This is a genomic window from Streptacidiphilus jeojiensis (genome assembly GCF_042510965.1).
GTDB lineage: Bacteria > Actinomycetota > Actinomycetes > Streptomycetales > Streptomycetaceae > Streptacidiphilus > Streptacidiphilus jeojiensis.
The window spans coordinates 328058-345914 of the sequence record NZ_JBEUKS010000009.1 but is presented as its reverse complement, the minus strand read 5'-3'; the positions used below and the strand labels follow the sequence as shown (position 1 = coordinate 345914).

Sequence of the window (17857 nt, the reverse complement as noted above, 5' to 3'; positions counted from 1 at the left end):
CCCATGTGGCTGCACCGCATCCTGCTCTCCACCGTGCTGGTCGTCGTCGCCCTGGTCGTCCAGGTGAGCGTGTTCGCCAGGCTCGGACTGCCCGGCGCGGTACCGGACCTGATGCTGCTGGTGGTGATAGGGCTCGCGCTGGTGTACGGGCCGAAGGGCGGCTGCCTGGTCGGCTTCGGCGCCGGGCTGCTGGCCGACCTGGCGCCGCCCTCGGACCACGCGGTGGGCCGCTACGCGCTGGTGCTCTGCGTGCTCGGCTACGCCGCGGGGCTGCTGCGGCCGGAGAGCGGCCAGATCCGCTCGGTGCTGACCCCGCTGCTGGTGGTCGCCGCGGCCGCGTTCGCGGCGACCCTGCTCTACGCGGGCGTCGGCGCGCTGGTCGGCGACTCGGCGGCGCGGCACGTGGGCGTCGGCAGCCTGCTGGTCACCTCGGTGATCTACGACGTGCTGCTGGCCCCGTTCGTGGTGCCGGGGGTGATGGCGCTGGCCCGGCGCTCCATCGCGGTGCCGGTCAGCAGCGGCGGCGGCACCGCGGGTTCCGGCGGCGGTTCGCCGAAGGCCGCCAGGGGCGGTCTGAGCCGGCGCGGTTCGATGTTCGGCCAGGGCGGCAGCCGCAGCGGCGGCAGCGCCGGCCTGGGCACGGTCTCCGGCTTCGGCGGCTCCAAGCCGGGCCGAACCAAGATCAAGACCAGCGGCGAGTAGTTCAGACAGCATTCAGCCACCGCGCAACGACCCCCAGGGGCGGGAAGCGACACCCATGACCAACATCCCGCAGACCGGCCGCACCGGCCGGGTCACCGGACGCCTGCTGATCCTCCAGGTCCTCGTGCTGTCGCTGCTGGCGACCCTGGGCGGGCGGCTCTGGTACCTGCAGATCCGCAACGGGCAGGAGTACCAGGACCAGGCCTCGTCCAACCACATCCGCACGGTGCTGGTGCCGGCGGTGCGCGGCGAGATCCTGGACGCCAACGGCAAGCCGCTGGCCGACAACGAGACCCAGCTGGTGGTCTCGGTCAGCCGGACCTCGCTGCTGCAGCAGAAGGACGGCGGCAAGGCGGTGCTGGACCGGCTGGCCCAGGTGCTGGGCATGACGCCCACCGAGGTCCACGACAAGGTCAGGCTCTGCGACGCGAAGACCCCGCAGCCCTGCTGGAACGGTTCTCCGTACCAGCCGATCCCGGTCACCGACAAGGCCACCACCCAGCAGGCCATGCAGATCATGGAGCGCCGCGAGGACTTCCCCGGGGTCACCGCCGACCCCACCGCGGTGCGCACCTACCCGGCGCCCAGCGGCGCCAACGCGGCCCAGGTCCTCGGCTACCTCTCGCCGGTCACCCAGGACGAGATCACCGCCGCGACCGGCGCCGACGGCAAGTCCGCCTACGCCGCCTCGGACCAGATCGGCCGTTCGGGACTGGAGTCGGTCTACGACAGCGCGCTGCGCGGCAAGCCCGGCACCACCGACCTGGAGGTCGACAACCTGGGCCGGGTCCAGGGCACCGCCGGCGGCACCGCGGCCCAGCCCGGCGACTCCGTGGTGACCAGCATCGACGCCCGGATCCAGAGCATCGCCGAGCAGCAGCTGCAGCAGGCGCTGGTGACGCTCCGCAAGACCTACGACCCGGTCACCCACGAGAACTTCAAGGCCGACTCCGGCGCGGTCGTGGTCATGGACGTGCACACCGGCCGGGTGGTCGCCATGGCCAGCGCGCCGACGTTCGACCCCAACATCTGGAGCGGCGGGATCTCCGCCAAGGACTACAAGGCGCTGACCAGCACCTCCTCCGACTTCCCGCTGCTGAACCGGGCCATACAGGGTCAGAGCGCACCGGGCTCGACGTTCAAGGTGGTCACCACCTCGGGCGCGATCAACGCGGGCTACAGCTACGACGACACCTTCCCCTGCACCTCCTCGATGACCATCGGCGGACGGGTGTTCAAGAACTTCGAGGGGGAGAACTTCGGCGCCATCAACCTGTCGAAGGCCCTGGAGGTGTCCTGCGACACCGTCTTCTACAACATCGCCTACAGCCAGTGGCTCAAGGACGGCGGCACCAAGCCGAAGGCCCCCGCCGACTGGCTCTACAAGGCGGCGCACCAGTTCGGCCTCGGCGCCAAGACCGGCATCGACCTCCCCAGCGAGGCGTCCGGACGGGTCCCGGACCGGGCCTGGCACCAGGCGTACTACGACGCCATGAAGGACACCTGGTGCAAGCAGGCGCAGAGCGGCAAGAACGACTACGCGACCGAGATCGCCAAGGAGGACTGCACCGACTTCGCCACCCTGCGCGCCGGTGACGAGGTCAACTACGCGATCGGCCAGGGCGACACCCTGGTCACCCCGATCCAGATGGCCCGGGTCTACTCGGCATTGGCCAACGGCGGGACGCTGTACCAGCCGCAGATCGCCAAGGCCGTGGTCTCGCCGACCGGCAAGGTGGTCCAGAACCTCAAGCCGGTGGTCCAGGGCAAGCTGCCGGACAGTCAGCGGACCATCCAGTACATCGACCAGGCCACCGCCAACGTCATCACCTCGGGTACCGCGGCCTGGAAGTTCCAGGGCTGGCCGCAGGACAAGATCGCCCTGCACGCCAAGACCGGTACCGCGGAGGTCGTCGGCAAGCAGACCACGTCCTGGTTCGACACCTACACCAAGGACTACGCCGTCGTCATGACCATCTCCCAGGGCGGTACCGGGTCCGGCGGCGCCGGCCCGGCCGTGCGCAACATCTACAACGCGCTGTACGGCATCCAGAAGGACAACAGCATCGACCCCAAGAAGGCGCTGCTGCCGGTCCCGCAGCAGAACCTGCCGACCTTCCACCCGGACGGCAGCGTCACCCAGGCCCAGCAGACCGCCTACACCCTCAGCGCCGCCGGCGCCCCGTTGGCGCCGACCACCCCGCTGCCGGGGACCGGCGCCCCGCTGGCCGCCTTCGCGCTGAGCCCGGAGCGGAGGGTGCTCGCATGACCGCCTCGGGGAACTGGAGCGCCGGGGCGGGCGCCGGCTACCGCGCGCCCCGCTACGCGCCCAGCCGCTCCACGCTGAGCAGGCTGGTGTCCCGGGAGTCCCCGCTGCGGCGGATGGACTGGATCCTGGCCATCGCCGCCCTGGCGCTGTCCGGCATCGGCGCCCTGCTGGTGTGGTCGGCGACCCGCAGCCGCACCGAGATCAACCACGGCGACCCGCAGTACTTCCTGATCCGGCATCTGATGAACATGGCCATCGGTCTGGGCCTGTGCGTCGGGGTGGTGCTGCTGGGCCACCAGCGGCTGCGCACCATCGCACCGGTGGTGTACGGGCTGGCCGTGCTCGGCGTGCTGGCCGTGCTCAGCCCGCTGGGCTCCACCGTCAACGGCGCGCACTCCTGGATCGTGCTGGGCGGCGGCTTCTCGGTGCAGCCCTCCGAATTCTGCAAGATCGCGATCATCCTGGGCATGGCCACCCTGCTGTCCGCCCGGGTGGACGCGGGGGAGCGGGCCTTCCCCGACAGCCGCTCCATCGTCCAGGCGCTGGCGCTGGCGGCGGTCCCGATCGGGATCATCCTGCTGATGCCCGACCTGGGCTCCACCATGGTGATGGTGGTGATCATCCTGGGCGTGCTGCTGGCCTCCGGGGCGCCCAAGCGCTGGCTGTTCGGCCTGATCGTGGTCGGCGGCGCGGGCGCCTTCGCCATCGTCCAGCTGCACGTGCTGAAGCAGTACCAGATCGCCCGCTTCGCGGCCTTCGCCGACCCGGGCCTGGACCCCTCCGGCGTGGGCTACAACACCGCCCAGGCCAGGATCGCCATCGGCTCCGGCGGCCTGCTCGGCAAGGGCCTGTTCCACGGCACCCAGACCACCGGACAGTTCGTGCCGGAGCAGCAGACCGACTTCGTCTTCACCGTCGCCGGCGAGGAACTCGGCTTCCTCGGCGCCGGGCTGATCATCCTGCTGCTCGGCGTGGTGCTCTGGCGGGCCTGCCGGATCGCCCGGCAGGCCAACGACCTCTACAGCACCGTGGTCGCCGCCGGGGTGGTCGCCTGGTTCGGCTTCCAGGGCTTCGAGAACATCGGGATGACCCTGGGCATCATGCCGGTGGCCGGTATCCCGCTGCCCTTCGTCAGCTACGGCGGCTCCTCGATGTTCGCCATCTGGGTGGGCATCGGACTGCTGCAGTCGGTGAAGATGCACCGCACCATAACGTCATGACCGTCCCGGCACCTGAAGCCCTTCCAGGTGCCGGGACGGCCCGGACCCGCCGGGTCAGATCTGCTGCAGCAGCAGGTTCCCGTTGATCCGGCCGATGCCGGAGCAGGCGTCCCAGCCCTTGCCGGCCGAGTAGCCCGGCGCCGGCTGGACCGCGTTGCTGCCGCTGTCCACGTCGAAGTACAGGTTCGGCTGCGAGGCCAGCTGGTACAGGTACGGGCCGATGAAGCCCGGCATGGTCCCGCTGCTGGCCGCGATCACCGCGAACAGCCCCGCGTACAGCGGCGCCACCGCGCTGGTGCCGCCCACCGACATCCAGGCGCCGTCCACCACGACCTCGTACGGGCTGCGCATCGGGTCGGCGTTGCCGGCGACGTCCGGGACCCCGCGGCCCTGCTGTCCGGTGTCGACCTGGAGCGGGACCTCGTCGGCGGTCTGCCAGGGCAGGATCAGGAACTCGTTGCTGATCCCGCCGCCGGTGGCCCAGCCGTTGCCGTTGTTCCAGACCACCTCGTTCCGCAGCATGCCCTTGTTGTCGAGCTGCAGCGAGGTGCCGCCGCAGGCCAGCACGTACGGGTCGGAGGACGGGAAGTCGCAGTGCGCCATCCCGTCGTAGACCCCGTCGTTGCTGCCGTTGTCGCCGGAGGCGGCGAGCACGGTGATGCCCAGGGCCGCCGCGACGAAGCAGGCGAAGTCCATCCCGCTCCGCCCGGCCGCCGTCCAGCCGGCGTCCTCCGGCGCACCCCAGCTGATGGAGATGCAGGTGGCCGGGTGCTGGGTGCTGGTCGCCGCGGCCAGCACGGCGTCGATGAAGCCCTGCTCGCTGTTGGGCGCGAAGTAGACCGCGATGGTCGCGGCCTGGGCGATCGACGCGGCGATCTCGATGTCCAGCTCCACCTCGCCGTCCGCACCGCTGGGGTCGCCGTAGGAGTTGGAGGCGCCGTCCACCCCGATCGACATCACGTTCGGCGAGGGGATCCCCGCGTTGTTGAAGTAGGTGTCCAGGTCCTGCTGGCTGTAGCCGCCGCCGAGTTCGATCAGCGCGATGGTCTGGCCCGAGCAGTCCACCCCCTGCGGGAAGTCGTACAACTGGGCGACCTGCTGGGCGGTGACGCCGGACGGCGACCGGGGGATCAGCTTGTGGTGCGGCTGCGCCAGCGGACGGTTGGTCAGCCCGGACACCCGCTCGATCACGCCCTGCAGGTGCCGGGGCACATGGACGCTGCCCTGACGGCTGCGGAAGGTCCGGTCTCCCTCGCGGTACTGCTTCAACTGCACCCCGAAGGCCTGGTTGAACTGCTCCACCGTGCCGGTGAGGCGGATCGTCCGCTGCGCCGGGTCGGCCTGCTCCGCCTTGAGCTTGAACTGCTGCGCGAACTGCTTGACCTGGTCGAGGTCCTTGGGGTCGGCGCCGAGCGCCGCCAGCACGGACTTGCGGTCCACCGGGGCGCGCCGGCTCGGGCGCTGCCGGCCCAGCTCCGCCAGGTCGGGTGCGGCGGCGGCGTTGGGGTGGCGGCGCACCTGCACGGTCACCGTCAGCTTCTCGTGGGAGTCGGCAGACCCGATGAGGCTCTGCCCCTTCGACATCTTCCGTTCGCTGCCGATCAGTGCCACACGGTCATGGGCGACGGACATGGGTCCTCCTGAGGGAATCAATCGGCTGTCACGCCCCTGCCTACGGCCTGTCGCGTCACCTGTCCGTCACCGCTCGCGCACCGGGCCCGCTCCGGAGGCGTTGACACAACCCCGAGCCGCGTCAAGAGTGCACAGTGCCGAACGATCCCAGGCACGGAGCGGACGGAGGTCGCGATGATCGAACTCTCACTGCTCGGCGGCTGGAGGCTGACCTCGGACGGAAGCCCGGTCGCGCTCCCGGAGGCCGGCCGCAGGGTCGTCGCCTACACCGCACTGCACGGACCATGCACCCGGCTCCAGCTGGTCGGCGCGCTGTGGCCGGAAGCGCCCGAGGCCCAGGCGCACGCCTGCCTCCGGTCCACCCTGTGGCGGATCAGACGCTGCCTGGACCCGCTGCTGCTGCTCCGCGACGACCTGGTGATGCTCGACCTGGCCCGGATCCGGCTCGACCTCTCCGAGCTCAACGCCCTGCTGCTGCGCCCGCCGGACCCGCCCCGCCCCGAACCCGCCTACCTCACCGGCGGCGACCTGCTGCCGGACTGGTACGACGACTGGGTGCTGCCCAAGCAGGAGCAGCTGCGCCAGCACTGCCTGCACGCCCTGGACCGGCTGGCCGCCGCGCTGCTGGAGCACGGCGACTGCGCCGGCGCGCTGGAGATGGCCATGGGCGCGGTCGCCATGGAGCCCCTGCGGGAGAGCGCCCACCGGGCCGTCATCGAGGTGCACCTGAGCGAGGGCAACGCCTCCGAGGCACTGCGCCACTACCAGTCCTACCGCCGGCTGCTCTGGTCCGAGCTGGGCCTGGAGCCCTCCCCGCTGCTGCGGCGGCTGCTTCCGGTCCGGACTTCCTCCACCTCCGCGTTATCCTGAAGGGTCCGCCCTGCCGTCGTCACGAAAGTCCCCCTCTATGCCTGTCGAGTCGGTCTTCCCGCGCCTGGAGGCACTCCTCCCGCACGTCCAGAAGCCGATCCAGTACGTCGGTGGCGAGCTGAACTCCACCGTGAAGGACTGGGACGCGTGCGATGTGCGCTGGGCCCTGATGTACCCGGACGCCTACGAGGTCGGGCTGCCCAACCAGGGCGTCATGATCCTGTACGAGGTGCTGAACGAGCGCGAGGGCGTGCTCGCCGAGCGCACCTACAGCGTCTGGCCGGACCTGGAGAAGCTGATGCGCGAGCAGCAGGTCCCCCAGTTCACGGTGGACGCGCACCGCCCGGTCAAGGCGTTCGACGTGTTCGGCCTGAGCTTCTCCACCGAGCTCGGCTACACCAACATGCTCACCGCGCTGGACCTGGCGGGCATCCCGCTGGAGTCGAAGGACCGGACCGTCGACGACCCGATCGTGCTGGCCGGCGGGCACGCCGCGTTCAACCCGGAGCCCATCGCGGACTTCCTGGACGCGGCCGTGGTCGGCGACGGCGAGCAGGCCGTGCTGGACATGACCGAGATCATCCGGGCCTGGAAGGCCGAGGGCCGCCCCGGCCTGGACGGCCGCAGCCCCCGCGACGAAGTGCTGTTCCGGCTGGCCAGGACCGGCGGCTTCTACGTCCCCCGGTTCTACGACGTGGAGTACCTGCCGGACGGCCGGATCGGCCGGGTCGTGCCGACCATCTCCGGCGTGCCGTGGCGGGTGTCCAAGCACACTGTGATGGACTTGGACGAGTGGCCCTACCCCAAGCAGCCTCTGGTTCCGCTTGCGGAGACGGTCCACGAGCGGATGTCCGTGGAGATCTTCCGCGGCTGCACCCGCGGCTGCCGTTTCTGCCAGGCCGGCATGATCACGCGCCCCGTGCGGGAGCGAAGCATCACCGGCATCGGCGAGATGGTCGACCGCGGCCTCAAGGCGACCGGGTTCGAGGAGGTGGGCCTGCTGTCGCTGTCCTCGGCCGACCACACCGAGATCGCGGACATCGCCAAGGGGCTCGCCGACCGCTACGAGGAGGACAAGGTCGGCCTGTCCCTGCCGTCCACCCGGGTCGACGCCTTCAACATCGACCTGGCCAACGAACTGACCAGGAACGGCCGCCGCTCCGGGCTGACCTTCGCCCCCGAGGGCGGCAGCGAGCGGATCCGCAAGGTGATCAACAAGATGGTGTCCGAGGAGGACCTCATCCGCACCGTCGCGGCCGCCTACGGCAACGGCTGGCGCCAGGTGAAGCTCTACTTCATGGCCGGCCTGCCCACCGAGACCGACGAGGACGTGCTGCAGATCGCCGAGATGGCGAAGAACGTCATCGCCAAGGGCCGCGAGGTCACCGGGCAGAACGACATCCGCTGCACCGTCTCCATCGGCGGTTTCGTGCCCAAGCCGCACACCCCGTTCCAGTGGGCGCCGCAGCTCGGCGTCGAGGAGACCGACGCCCGGCTGCTGAAGCTGCGCGACGCCATCCGCAACGACCGGAAGTACGGCCGCAACATCGGCTACCGCTACCACGACGGCAAGCCCGGCATCGTCGAGGGCCTGCTCTCGCGCGGCGACCGCCGGGTGGGCGCGGTGATCCGCGCGGTCTACGAGGACGGCGGCCGCTTCGACGGCTGGCGCGAGTACTTCTCCTACGACCGCTGGATGCGCGCCGCCGAGAAGGGCTTCGCCGGCACCGGCGTGGACGTCGCCTGGTACACCACCCGCGAGCGCCAGTACGAGGAGGTCCTGCCCTGGGACCACCTGGACTCCGGCCTGGACAAGGACTGGCTCTGGGAGGACTGGCAGGACTCGCTGGAGGAGGTCGAGGTGGACGACTGCCGCTGGACCCCCTGCTTCGACTGCGGCGTGTGCCCGCAGATGGACACCCAGATCCAGATCGGCCCGACCGGGGTCAAGCTGCTGCCGCTGACGGTCAAGCAGCCGGCCGCCGGCGGCGCCGCGCACAACCACTGACCGACCGGTCCTGCGGCCCCCCCGGGCCGCAGGACCGCGGTCCGCCCGCTATCCGCTCACTTGCTGATGGCGAAGCGCATCAGGGACTGCTCGTCGCCCTGCTTGATCTTGCCGGTCTCGTTGACCACCTGGAGCTTCCAGCCGTTGCCGACCCGCATGGCCTTGGCCACCGCGCAGCCGTTGTCCGTGCTGAGCAGGCTCGGCCAGATGTCGGCGACCTGCTGGGAGCTGCCGCCGGTGGCGTCGTAGACCTTGAAGCTGATGTTGCGCGCCTTCTGGAAGGAACTGCCCTTCTTGAAGGCGGCCGCGACGAACACGATGGCCGTGATGTTGCCGGGGACCTTGGCGAAGTCCACCGTCAGCACCTCGTCGTCACCGTCACCGTGCCCGGTCTGGTTGTCGCCGCTGTGGACCAAGGAGCCGTTCCCCAGCGGGTCCAGCGAGTCCAGGCCGGCCAGTCGGACCGGGTCCGCGCCCTGCATGGCGATGCCGATCAGGTCCAGGTCGGTGCCGACCTTGCGGCGGACCATGCCGGCCAGCTTGCCGCTGCTCCCGGCGGTGGCGTCCCAGGAGGCGCCGATGGAGAGGTGGGTGACCCCGTCCAGGTCCGCGGGGCCGTCTTCCTTGGTGAGCGTTATCATCCGTCGATCGTCCTTTGGTGAAGGTACCGTGATGGGCACAGTGTGCCTGTTCGGTGTCGTCTGAGACACCGTCATGGCGACGACCGGTTCCCGGAATATCCGCGGGCCGGGACATGTTGAGTGAACATGAACAGCAGGTCAGTGAGTGGGCTTCCCTCGGCCGTCAGAGCTTGATGTCCGGTCCGCGTACCCTTGGACGGGTCCGGACACACCCCTACTACCTGAGGACTGAGCGCACTGGCACGCCGTACGCCCGACGGTCCGCCGCCCGCACCGGTGGTGCAGCGCATCCGACTGCGCTACACCAAGCGCGGCCGTCTGCGATTCACCAGCCACCGCGACTTCCAGCGGGCCCTTGAGCGCGCACTGCGCCGCTCGGCCGTGCCGATGGCGTACTCGGCGGGCTTCTCGCCGCACCCCAGGATCAGCTTCGCCAACGCGGCGCCCACCGGCTCCGCCAGCGAGGCCGAGTACGTCGAGCTGGCGCTGAGCGCGCCGCGCGACCCGGAGCAGCTGCGGGCGCAACTGGACGAGTCGCTGCCGACCGGGCTCGACGTGATCGACGCGGTCGAGGTGCGCACCCCGAACTTCGTGGAGCGCCTCGAGGCGTCGGTCTGGGAGCTGCGGCTGGACGGAGTGGCCCCGGAGGCGGCTGCGGCGGCTGTGGCGGCGTTCCTCGCCGCCGAGAGCGTCGAGGTGCAGCGGCAGACCAAGAACGGCATCCGCAGCTTCGACGCGCGCGGCGCCGTGGTGGCCCTCCAGGTGGTCGAATCGCAGGTCGTCGCTGGTGCGACCGGCCTACCTGAAAGTAGTACCGATATCGCCGCAGGCCGTGCCTGTGCGATACTGCGGCTGGTTGTTCGGCACGCAACACCCGCCGTGCGACCCGATGACGTCCTGTCCGGTCTCCGTGTGACGGCCGACCTGGCGCTGCCGGTCCCCGCTGGGGTGACCAGGCTGGCGCAGGGGCCGCTAGACGAGGAGTCCGGCACGGTGACCGACCCGTTCGCGCCCGACCGCGGCGCGGCACCGGCCCTCCCATCCGAGGCGGCCGAGCCGCAGCCCGCGTAGGCGGCGGCGGTCGGCCGTCCGGCGTCGTCGGAGCCCGTCCAGGGCCCCTGGGAGCCACCCGGGACTCCGGACACAACCCACTTGATTGCCACAGGCTCGACCAAAGACTTATCGGCGCACCGCACAGCGGAGCACCGATCGACATACGCAAGCCCCTGTGCGGCGCCCGCTCACCATGCGCGGCGCCCGGGGGCATGAACGGGAGAACCGCCCGGATGCTTGAAATCAACGAACAGAACGAAGAGAACGAACGAAGCGAAGCGGGGGGCACGGAGGCTGCGGCCCCCAAGGCCGCACCGCGCCGCCGCAGGGCGGCCAGCCGCCCGGCCGGACCGCCGCAGGGCGAGGGTGCCGAGGCCTCGGCCGGTACCGCCGCTGCCGCACCCGCCGCGGAGGAGGCCGCTCCGGCCGCAGAGCCGGTGAAGCGCGCCCGCCGCACCCGCAAGAAGGCCGAGGCCGAGCCGGTCCTGGAGACCGTGGCCGAGGCTGCGCCGGTCGACGCCCCCGCTGAGGAGGCGGCCCCGGCCGCAGAGCCGGTGAAGCGGGCCCGTCGGACCCGCAAGAAGGCCGAGCCCGAGCCGGTCGCGGTGACCGAGCCGGTCGTCGAGGAGCCGGCACCGGCACCGGCCCCCGCCGCCGAGGCGCCCGCGCCGGCCGCGGAGGCCCCTGCCGCAGTGGCCCCCGCTGCCGAGGAGCCCGTCGTCGAGGAGACGGCGGCGCCGCGCTCGCGCCGCCGGGCGGTGCGTCCGTCCACCGCGGTCTTCCAGGCCCCGGTGTTCCAGGAACCCGCAGAGATCGTGGTGCCGGCCCGTCCGGCCGTGCCGCAGGCCGCGTTCACCGCGCCGGCCGCCGAGAGCCCGGCCGAGGCCCCCGAGGACGGCCGCCGCCGCAACCGCCGTCGGGCCACCGCGCCGGTCGCCGCGCCCGCCGTGGACAGCGCCCCGGCCGAGGCCCCCGCCGTCGACGAGGCGACCGCGGCACCGGCCCGCCGCGGCAGCCGCCGCGCCTCCGCGCCGCCGCCGCCGAGCGCGCCCGCCGTGTTCCAGCAGTCCTCCGGCCGTGCCCCGCTGGGCGCCGACGAGCGCCGCGCGCCGGCCGCCCCGGTGCAGGCCCCGGCCGAGGAGCAGTCCGCCGAGACCGCCGTCGACGAGTTCGACGCGCCGACCGGTCGTCGCCGCAACCGCCGCCGCGCGGTCTCCCCGGCCGCCACCTTCGAGGCCCCGCAGCCGGCCGTGGACGAGGACGACACCGACCTCGAGGACGCCGACGAGCTGGACGAGGACGAGCAGGACGGCATCGACCAGGATGCCGAGTCGGCCGAGGAGCAGGACTCCCAGGACTCCGCCGCCGGCGACGACGAGGGCCGGCCCTCGCGCCGCCGCCGTCGCGGTGGCCGCCGTCGCCGCCGCGGTGACGGCGACGACTTCGACGCCCCCGCCGCCGAGCGCGGCAGCGGCCAGTCCGGCGCCCAGGCGCAGGACGAGGACCACGAGGGCGACGACGAGGACGACGACGAGGACCTGGGCGAGGCGCTGTCCGCGTCCAGCCGCCGCCGTCGGCGCCGCCGCCGTCGCAGCGGTGACAGCGCGGCCGAGGTCGAGAGCGGAGCTCCCGGGGACGACCCGGAGCGCACCGTGGTGAAGGTCCGCGAGCCGCGCCGCCGTGGCTCCGCGGGCGCCGCTGACCGCGCCGACGCCCCGTTCGACCCGGACGAGGTGCAGTCCATCAAGGGCTCCACCCGTCTGGAGGCGAAGAAGCAGCGCCGCCGCGAGGGCCGCGAGCAGGGCCGCCGCCGGGTGCCGATCATCACCGAGGCCGAGTTCCTGGCCCGCCGCGAGGCGGTCGAGCGGGTCATGGTGGTCCGTCAGAACGGCGAGCGCACCCAGATCGGCGTGCTCGAGGACGACGTGCTGGTGGAGCACTACGTCAACAAGGAGCAGGCCACCTCCTACGTCGGAAACGTGTACCTGGGCAAGGTCCAGAACGTGCTGCCGTCGATGGAGGCCGCTTTCATCGACATCGGCAAGGGCCGCAACGCGGTGCTCTACGCCGGTGAGGTCAACTTCGGCGCCCTGGGCGTCAAGGGCGGCCCGCGCCGGATCGAGTCGGTGCTGAAGTCCGGCCAGTCCGTGCTGGTGCAGGTCTCCAAGGACCCGATCGGCCACAAGGGCGCCCGGCTCACCAGCCAGATCTCGCTGCCCGGCCGCTACCTGGTGTACGTGCCCGAGGGCTCGATGACCGGGATCAGCCGCAAGCTGCCGGACACCGAGCGGGCCCGGCTGAAGAACATCCTGAAGAAGATCGTCCCCGACGACGCGGGCGTGATCGTGCGCACCGCCGCCGAGGGCGCCTCCGAGGACGAGCTGACCCGCGACGTCCAGCGGCTGCAGCAGCAGTGGGAGGACATCCAGAAGAAGGTCAGCAGCGGCAACGCGCCGACCCTGCTCTACGGCGAGCCGGACATGACCGTCCGGGTGGTCCGCGACATCTTCAACGAGGACTTCACCAAGGTCATCGTCTCCGGTGACACCGCCTGGAAGACCATCCACGAGTACGTGGCCGGGGTCGCCCCGGACCTGGTGCCCCGGCTCCAGCGGTGGACCTCCGAGGTGGACGTCTTCGCGACGTACCGCATCGACGAGCAGCTGATGAAGGCGCTGGACCGCAAGGTCTGGCTGCCCAGCGGCGGCTCGCTGGTGATCGACAAGACCGAGGCCATGGTCGTGGTCGACGTCAACACCGGGAAGTTCACCGGCCAGGGCGGCAACCTGGAGGAGACGGTCACCCGCAACAACATCGAGGCGGCCGAGGAGATCGTCCGTCAGCTGCGGCTGCGCGACCTCGGCGGCATCATCGTGATCGACTTCATCGACATGGTGCTGGAGTCCAACCGGGACCTGGTGCTGCGCCGGCTGCTGGAGTGCCTGGGCCGGGACCGGACCAAGCACCAGGTGGCCGAGGTCACCTCGCTGGGCCTGGTGCAGATGACCCGCAAGCGGGTCGGCCAGGGCCTGCTGGAGTCCTTCTCCGAGACCTGCGTGCACTGCAACGGACGCGGCGTCATCGTGCACATGGAGCAGGCGCCGCCGCCGCCGAAGGGCTTCTCCGGACCGATGCACCTGGAGCAGGCCGCTCCGGTGGAGTCCGACGAGGACGCCCAGTCCGAGCACGGCAGCGGCAGCGGCGGCAGCAAGCGCCGCCGTCGCGGCCGGGGCGGGGACCAGGCGCACCAGGCGGAGACGCCGGTGCGCGAGGAGACCCTGGAGGAGCTGGCCCAGGACCTGGTCTCCAACGGCCTGACGGCCGAGGACACCGCCGAGGCGGAGGACCTGGAGATCGTGCTGCCCGAGCCGGTCGTCGTGGCCGAGGCGGTGGTGGAACCGGCCGTCGTCGTGGAGCCCGCTCCGGTGGACGCCGCGGTGCAGGCCGAGGCCGAGGAACTGGCCGAGGCCATGATCGAGTCCTCGGCCCGCCCGGCGCGCACCCGCCGCCGCGCGGTCCGCAAGGCGACCTCGCCGGCCGGACCGCCGGCCGCGCAGGAGGCGGCCGTGGTGGTCGTACCGGCGCGGACGCCGGAGCCGGTCGAGGCAGCGCCCGAGGTCGTGGCGGCGCCGGAGCCGGTGGCTGTCGCCGAGCCGGTCGCCGAGGCCGTCGTCGAGGAGGCGCCGGCCGAGGCCGCTGCCCCCGCGCCGCGCAAGCGCGCCCCGCGCAAGGCCGCCGCCAAGAAGACGGCGGCGGTCGAGGGTGAGCCGGCCGAGGAGAAGCCGGCCCCGGCCAAGAAGGCGGCGAAGAAGGCCGCGGCCGACAAGGCCCCGGCCAAGAAGACCGTGGCGAAGAAGGCGGCGGCCAAGAAGACCGCCACCAAGCGCGCCGCCAAGAAGACCGCGAGCGCGGACGCTCCCGCCCCCGAGGCGGCCGAGTAGCACCGCAGGCACGGACGCAGCCCGCACCTGTCCCCGAAACGGGGACAGGTGCGGGCTGCGGTTTTCCCCGGCGGACCCTGTCCCACCTGGGGCGGTTTGACCCGCAGGCCGTGGTTCCGTAGCCTTGACCCTCGGCGTGCTTTGCATTTCGGCACCGTCACGCCCAGCTCCTGAGCAACCACCTTCCGAGCCTCGCGCCCGGAAGAGGCCCCCTGCCGTTCCGCTGCGGGGAGTGCTGGCATCAGGGGCTCCGACCGAGTGATGAGAGTGGGTTCGCGGTGTACGCGATCGTGCGTAGCGGCGGTCGGCAGCACAAGGTTGCTGTCGGCGATGTGTTTGAGTCCGACAAGGTCGACGCCAAGGTCGGCGAGACCGTTGAGCTTTCGACGATCCTGGTCGTCGACGGTGACTCGGTCACCAGTGACCCTTGGGTCCTGGCAGGCGTGAAGGTCTCCGCCGAGGTTGTGGACCACCACAAGGGCGAGAAGATCAACATCCAGAAGTACAAGAACAAGACCGGTTACCGCAAGCGCATGGGCCACCGTCAGCGCCACACCGCGCTCCGCGTGACCAGCATCAACACCGCGAAGTAAGGGGAGGCGACAATGGCTCACAAGAAGGGCGCAAGCTCTACTCGTAACGGTCGTGACTCGAACGCTCAGCGCCTCGGCGTCAAGCGTTTCGGCGGCCAGAAGGTCAACGCCGGCGAGATCCTGGTCCGCCAGCGCGGCACCCACTTCCACCCGGGTTCCGGCGTCGGCCGTGGCGGCGACGACACCCTGTTCGCGCTGAACGCCGGTGCGGTGGAGTTCGGTACCCACCGCGGCCGTCGCGTCGTGAACATCGTCCCGGTCGCCTGATCCAGGCCTGCCGTTGGGCGAGCAATACGTGACACTGAGGGTGGATCGGAACATTCCGGTCCACCCTCGGTGTTTGCACCACGGGTTTCCCGTTCGAACATTCCTGTTGCCTATCGAGAGGCGCTCCAACCATGACCACCTTCGTGGACCGCGTCGAGCTGAATGTCGCCGCGGGTAACGGAGGCCACGGCTGCGCCTCCGTTCACCGGGAGAAGTTCAAGCCGCTGGGCGGCCCCGACGGGGGCAGCGGCGGCAAGGGCGGCGATGTGCTGCTCGTGGTCGACCCCCAGGTCACCACGCTGATCGAGTACCACCACCACCCGCACCGCAGCGCCACCAACGGCAAGCCCGGGGCCGGTGACCACCGGACCGGCGGCGAGGGCAACGACCTGGTGCTGTCCGTGCCGGACGGCACCGTGGTGCTGGACAAGAAGGGCAACGTGCTGGCCGACCTGGTCGGCTTCGGCACCAGCTTCGTGGTCGCGGCCGGCGGCCGCGGCGGGCTCGGCAACGCCGCGCTGGCCTCCTCCCGGCGCAAGGCCCCCGGCTTCGCGCTGCTCGGCGAGCCCGGCGAGAGCCTGGACATCGTCCTGGAGCTCAAGTCCGTCGCCGACGTGGCCCTGGTGGGCTACCCCAGCGCCGGCAAGTCCTCGCTGATCTCGGTGCTCTCCGCCGCCAAGCCGAAGATCGCGGACTACCCCTTCACCACCCTGGTCCCCAACCTGGGCGTGGTCACCGCGGGCGACATCACCTACACCATCGCCGACGTGCCCGGGCTGATCCCCGGCGCCAGCCAGGGCAAGGGCCTCGGCCTGGAGTTCCTGCGCCACGTCGAGCGCTGCGAGGTGCTGGTGCACGTGCTGGACTGCGCCACCCTGGAGAACGACCGCGACCCGCTCTCCGACCTGGACACCATCGAGGCCGAACTGGCGCTCTACGGCGGCCTGGAGGACCGGCCCCGGCTGGTCGCGCTGAACAAGACCGACGTCCCGGACGGGCAGGACCTCGCCGACATCACCCGCGCCTCGCTGGAGGAGCGCGGCTACGAGGTGTTCGACGTCTCCGCGGTGTCCCGCAAGGGCCTGCGCGAGCTCAGCTTCGCGCTGGCCAGGATCGTCGCCGAGGCCCGCGCGGCCAAGCCGGTCGAGGAGGTCACCCGGGTGGTGCTGCGGCCCACCGCCGTGGACGACGCCGGCTTCACCGTCAGCTGGGACGCCCAGGAGCAGGTCTACCGGGTGCGCGGCAGCAAGCCCGAGCGCTGGATCAGGCAGACCGACTTCTCCAACGACGAGGCCGTCGGCTACCTCGCGGACCGGCTGGCCCGGTTGGGCGTCGAGGTCGAGCTGGCCAAGGCCGGGGCCAAGGAGGGCGACCCGGTCGCCATCGGCAGCCCCGACAACGCCGTGGTCTTCGACTGGGAGCCCAGCATGGCCGCCGGCGCGGAGATGCTCGGCCGCCGCGGCGAGGACCACCGCTTCGAGTCGCCGCGTGACGCGGTCACCCGCCGCCGCGAGAAGGAGGCCGTCCGCGACGACGCCGCCTCCGAGTTCGCCCGGTTCGACCCGCTGCCGCGCCGCGAGGTCGAGCCCGCCGCCGAAGAGTTCGAGGACAACTGACCAGCATGAGCACCACGCACCGGGCGCCGCACGACGCGGCGCCGCACACCCCGCTGCCCAAGGCCGAGCTGCACCTGCACATCGAGGGCACCCTGGAGCCCGAGCTGGCCTTCGCGCTGGCCGAGCGCAACGGCATCGACCTGCCGTACGCGACGCCGGAGGAGCTGCGCTCCGCCTACGCCTTCAGCGACCTGCAGTCCTTCCTGGACCTGTACTACCGGCTGACCGCGGTGCTGCAGACCGAGCAGGACTTCGCCGACCTGGCCGAGGCCTACCTGGAGCGCGCCGCGGCGCAGGGCGTGCGGCACGCGGAGATCTTCTTCGACCCGCAGGCGCACACCGCCCGCGGCGTGGACATCGGCACGGTGATCCGGGGGCTGACCTCGGCGCTGGACACCAGCCGGGAGCGTCACGGCGTCTCCACCGGGCTGATCCTCAGCTTCCTGCGCGACCTCTCCGCCGAGGACGCGCTGCAGACCCTCGCTGACGCCGCCCCGTACCTGGACCGGATCTCGGCCGTCGGTCTGGACTCCGCCGAGGTCGGCCACCCGCCGGCCAAGTTCACCGAGGTGTACGCCGAGGCCAAGCGGCTCGGCCTGCGCCTGGTCGCGCACGCGGGGGAGGAGGGCCCGCCCTCCTACATCACCGAGGCGCTGGACCTGCTCGGCGTGGAGCGGATCGACCACGGCATCCGCTGCCTGGAGGACGAGGCGCTGGTGGCCCGGCTGGTGGCGGAGCAGATCCCGCTGACCGTCTGCCCCTTCTCCAACGTCCGGCTGCGCTGCGTGGACCGGCTGGAGGAGCACCCGCTGCCGGCGATGCTGGCGGCCGGGCTGCTGGTCACCGTCAACTCCGACGACCCGTCCTACTTCGGCGGCTACGTCGAGGACAACTACCGGGGGCTGCGTACCGCGCTCGGGCTGACGGACGATCAACTGCGGCTGCTGGCGCGGAACTCCTTCAAGGCGTCGTTCCTGGACGAGGCCCGCAGGACGGAACTGCTGGCCGAGCTGGACGCGCACGGTCCCACCGGCTGAAACGAAGA

13 protein-coding genes are annotated in these 17857 nt (G+C 71.5%); 11 read left to right on the top strand and 2 right to left on the bottom strand.

Annotated elements, in window-relative coordinates; genetic code table 11:
• Window positions 1–3: 3 nt before the first annotated feature.
• Genes mreD through rodA form a run of 3 tightly spaced genes read left to right on the top strand, consistent with a single transcriptional unit; the run spans window position 4 to window position 4191 of the window.
• Window positions 4–702, top strand: a complete 699-nt coding sequence (mreD, locus tag ABUW04_RS25615) for a rod shape-determining protein MreD (protein WP_030250643.1) — start codon at window positions 4–6, stop codon at window positions 700–702.
• Window positions 703–757: 55 nt separating this feature from the next.
• Window positions 758–2971, top strand: coding sequence for a penicillin-binding protein 2 (gene mrdA, locus ABUW04_RS25610; RefSeq protein ID WP_380566749.1), 2214 nt, complete (start codon window positions 758–760; stop codon window positions 2969–2971).
• The gene (gene rodA / locus ABUW04_RS25605; protein WP_030250647.1) at window positions 2968–4191 is read left to right on the top strand and encodes a rod shape-determining protein RodA; all 1224 of its coding nucleotides are present in this window, start codon (window positions 2968–2970) and stop codon (window positions 4189–4191) included. Before mrdA ends, rodA begins: the two co-directional genes overlap by 4 nt.
• 54 nt (window positions 4192–4245) lie before the next feature.
• Here the strand turns inward: rodA and ABUW04_RS25600 are convergent, their stop codons facing one another.
• Window positions 4246–5823 (bottom strand): S53 family peptidase, encoded by a 1578-nt coding sequence (locus tag ABUW04_RS25600; protein WP_030250649.1) that lies wholly within the window; start codon window positions 5821–5823, stop codon window positions 4246–4248.
• A 174-nt stretch (window positions 5824–5997) separates the two neighbouring features.
• Between ABUW04_RS25600 and ABUW04_RS25595 the strand changes: the two genes are divergently transcribed.
• Both ABUW04_RS25595 and ABUW04_RS25590 read left to right on the top strand, forming a co-directional pair.
• Window positions 5998–6693: an AfsR/SARP family transcriptional regulator gene (locus ABUW04_RS25595; RefSeq protein ID WP_037594422.1), complete on the top strand. Its 696-nt coding sequence runs from the start codon at window positions 5998–6000 to the stop codon at window positions 6691–6693.
• A 37-nt stretch (window positions 6694–6730) separates the two neighbouring features.
• Complete coding sequence (locus tag ABUW04_RS25590; protein ID WP_030250655.1) at window positions 6731–8701, top strand: TIGR03960 family B12-binding radical SAM protein; 1971 nt, start codon at window positions 6731–6733, stop codon at window positions 8699–8701.
• Window positions 8702–8757: 56 nt separating this feature from the next.
• Here the strand turns inward: ABUW04_RS25590 and ABUW04_RS25585 are convergent, their stop codons facing one another.
• Window positions 8758–9342 carry a TerD family protein gene (locus tag ABUW04_RS25585; protein ID WP_030250657.1) on the bottom strand — a complete coding sequence of 195 codons (585 nt, stop codon included), beginning with the start codon at window positions 9340–9342 and terminating at the stop codon, window positions 8758–8760.
• 279 nt (window positions 9343–9621) lie between these two features.
• Between ABUW04_RS25585 and ABUW04_RS25580 the strand changes: the two genes are divergently transcribed.
• The 6 genes from ABUW04_RS25580 (at window position 9622) to ABUW04_RS25555 (ending at window position 17849) form a co-directional block, all read left to right on the top strand.
• Window positions 9622–10413, top strand: a complete 792-nt coding sequence (locus ABUW04_RS25580) for a TIGR03936 family radical SAM-associated protein (RefSeq protein ID WP_030250660.1) — start codon at window positions 9622–9624, stop codon at window positions 10411–10413.
• Between the two features lie 215 nt (window positions 10414–10628).
• Entirely contained in the window at window positions 10629–14336 is a 3708-nt protein-coding gene (locus tag ABUW04_RS25575) for an Rne/Rng family ribonuclease (RefSeq protein ID WP_380566748.1), read from the top strand.
• A 278-nt stretch (window positions 14337–14614) separates the two neighbouring features.
• Window positions 14615–14929, top strand: coding sequence for a 50S ribosomal protein L21 (rplU, locus tag ABUW04_RS25570; protein WP_030250665.1), 315 nt, complete (start codon window positions 14615–14617; stop codon window positions 14927–14929).
• Between the two features lie 12 nt (window positions 14930–14941).
• Window positions 14942–15196: a 50S ribosomal protein L27 gene (gene rpmA / locus ABUW04_RS25565; RefSeq protein ID WP_030250668.1), complete on the top strand. Its 255-nt coding sequence runs from the start codon at window positions 14942–14944 to the stop codon at window positions 15194–15196.
• 131 nt (window positions 15197–15327) lie between these two features.
• Window positions 15328–16812, top strand: coding sequence for a GTPase ObgE (obgE, locus tag ABUW04_RS25560; RefSeq protein ID WP_380566747.1), 1485 nt, complete (start codon window positions 15328–15330; stop codon window positions 16810–16812).
• A gap of 5 nt (window positions 16813–16817) precedes the next feature.
• A complete protein-coding gene (locus ABUW04_RS25555) occupies window positions 16818–17849 on the top strand; it encodes an adenosine deaminase (RefSeq protein ID WP_380566746.1) in 1032 nt (343 codons plus the stop codon).
• Window positions 17850–17857: the final 8 nt, after the last annotated feature.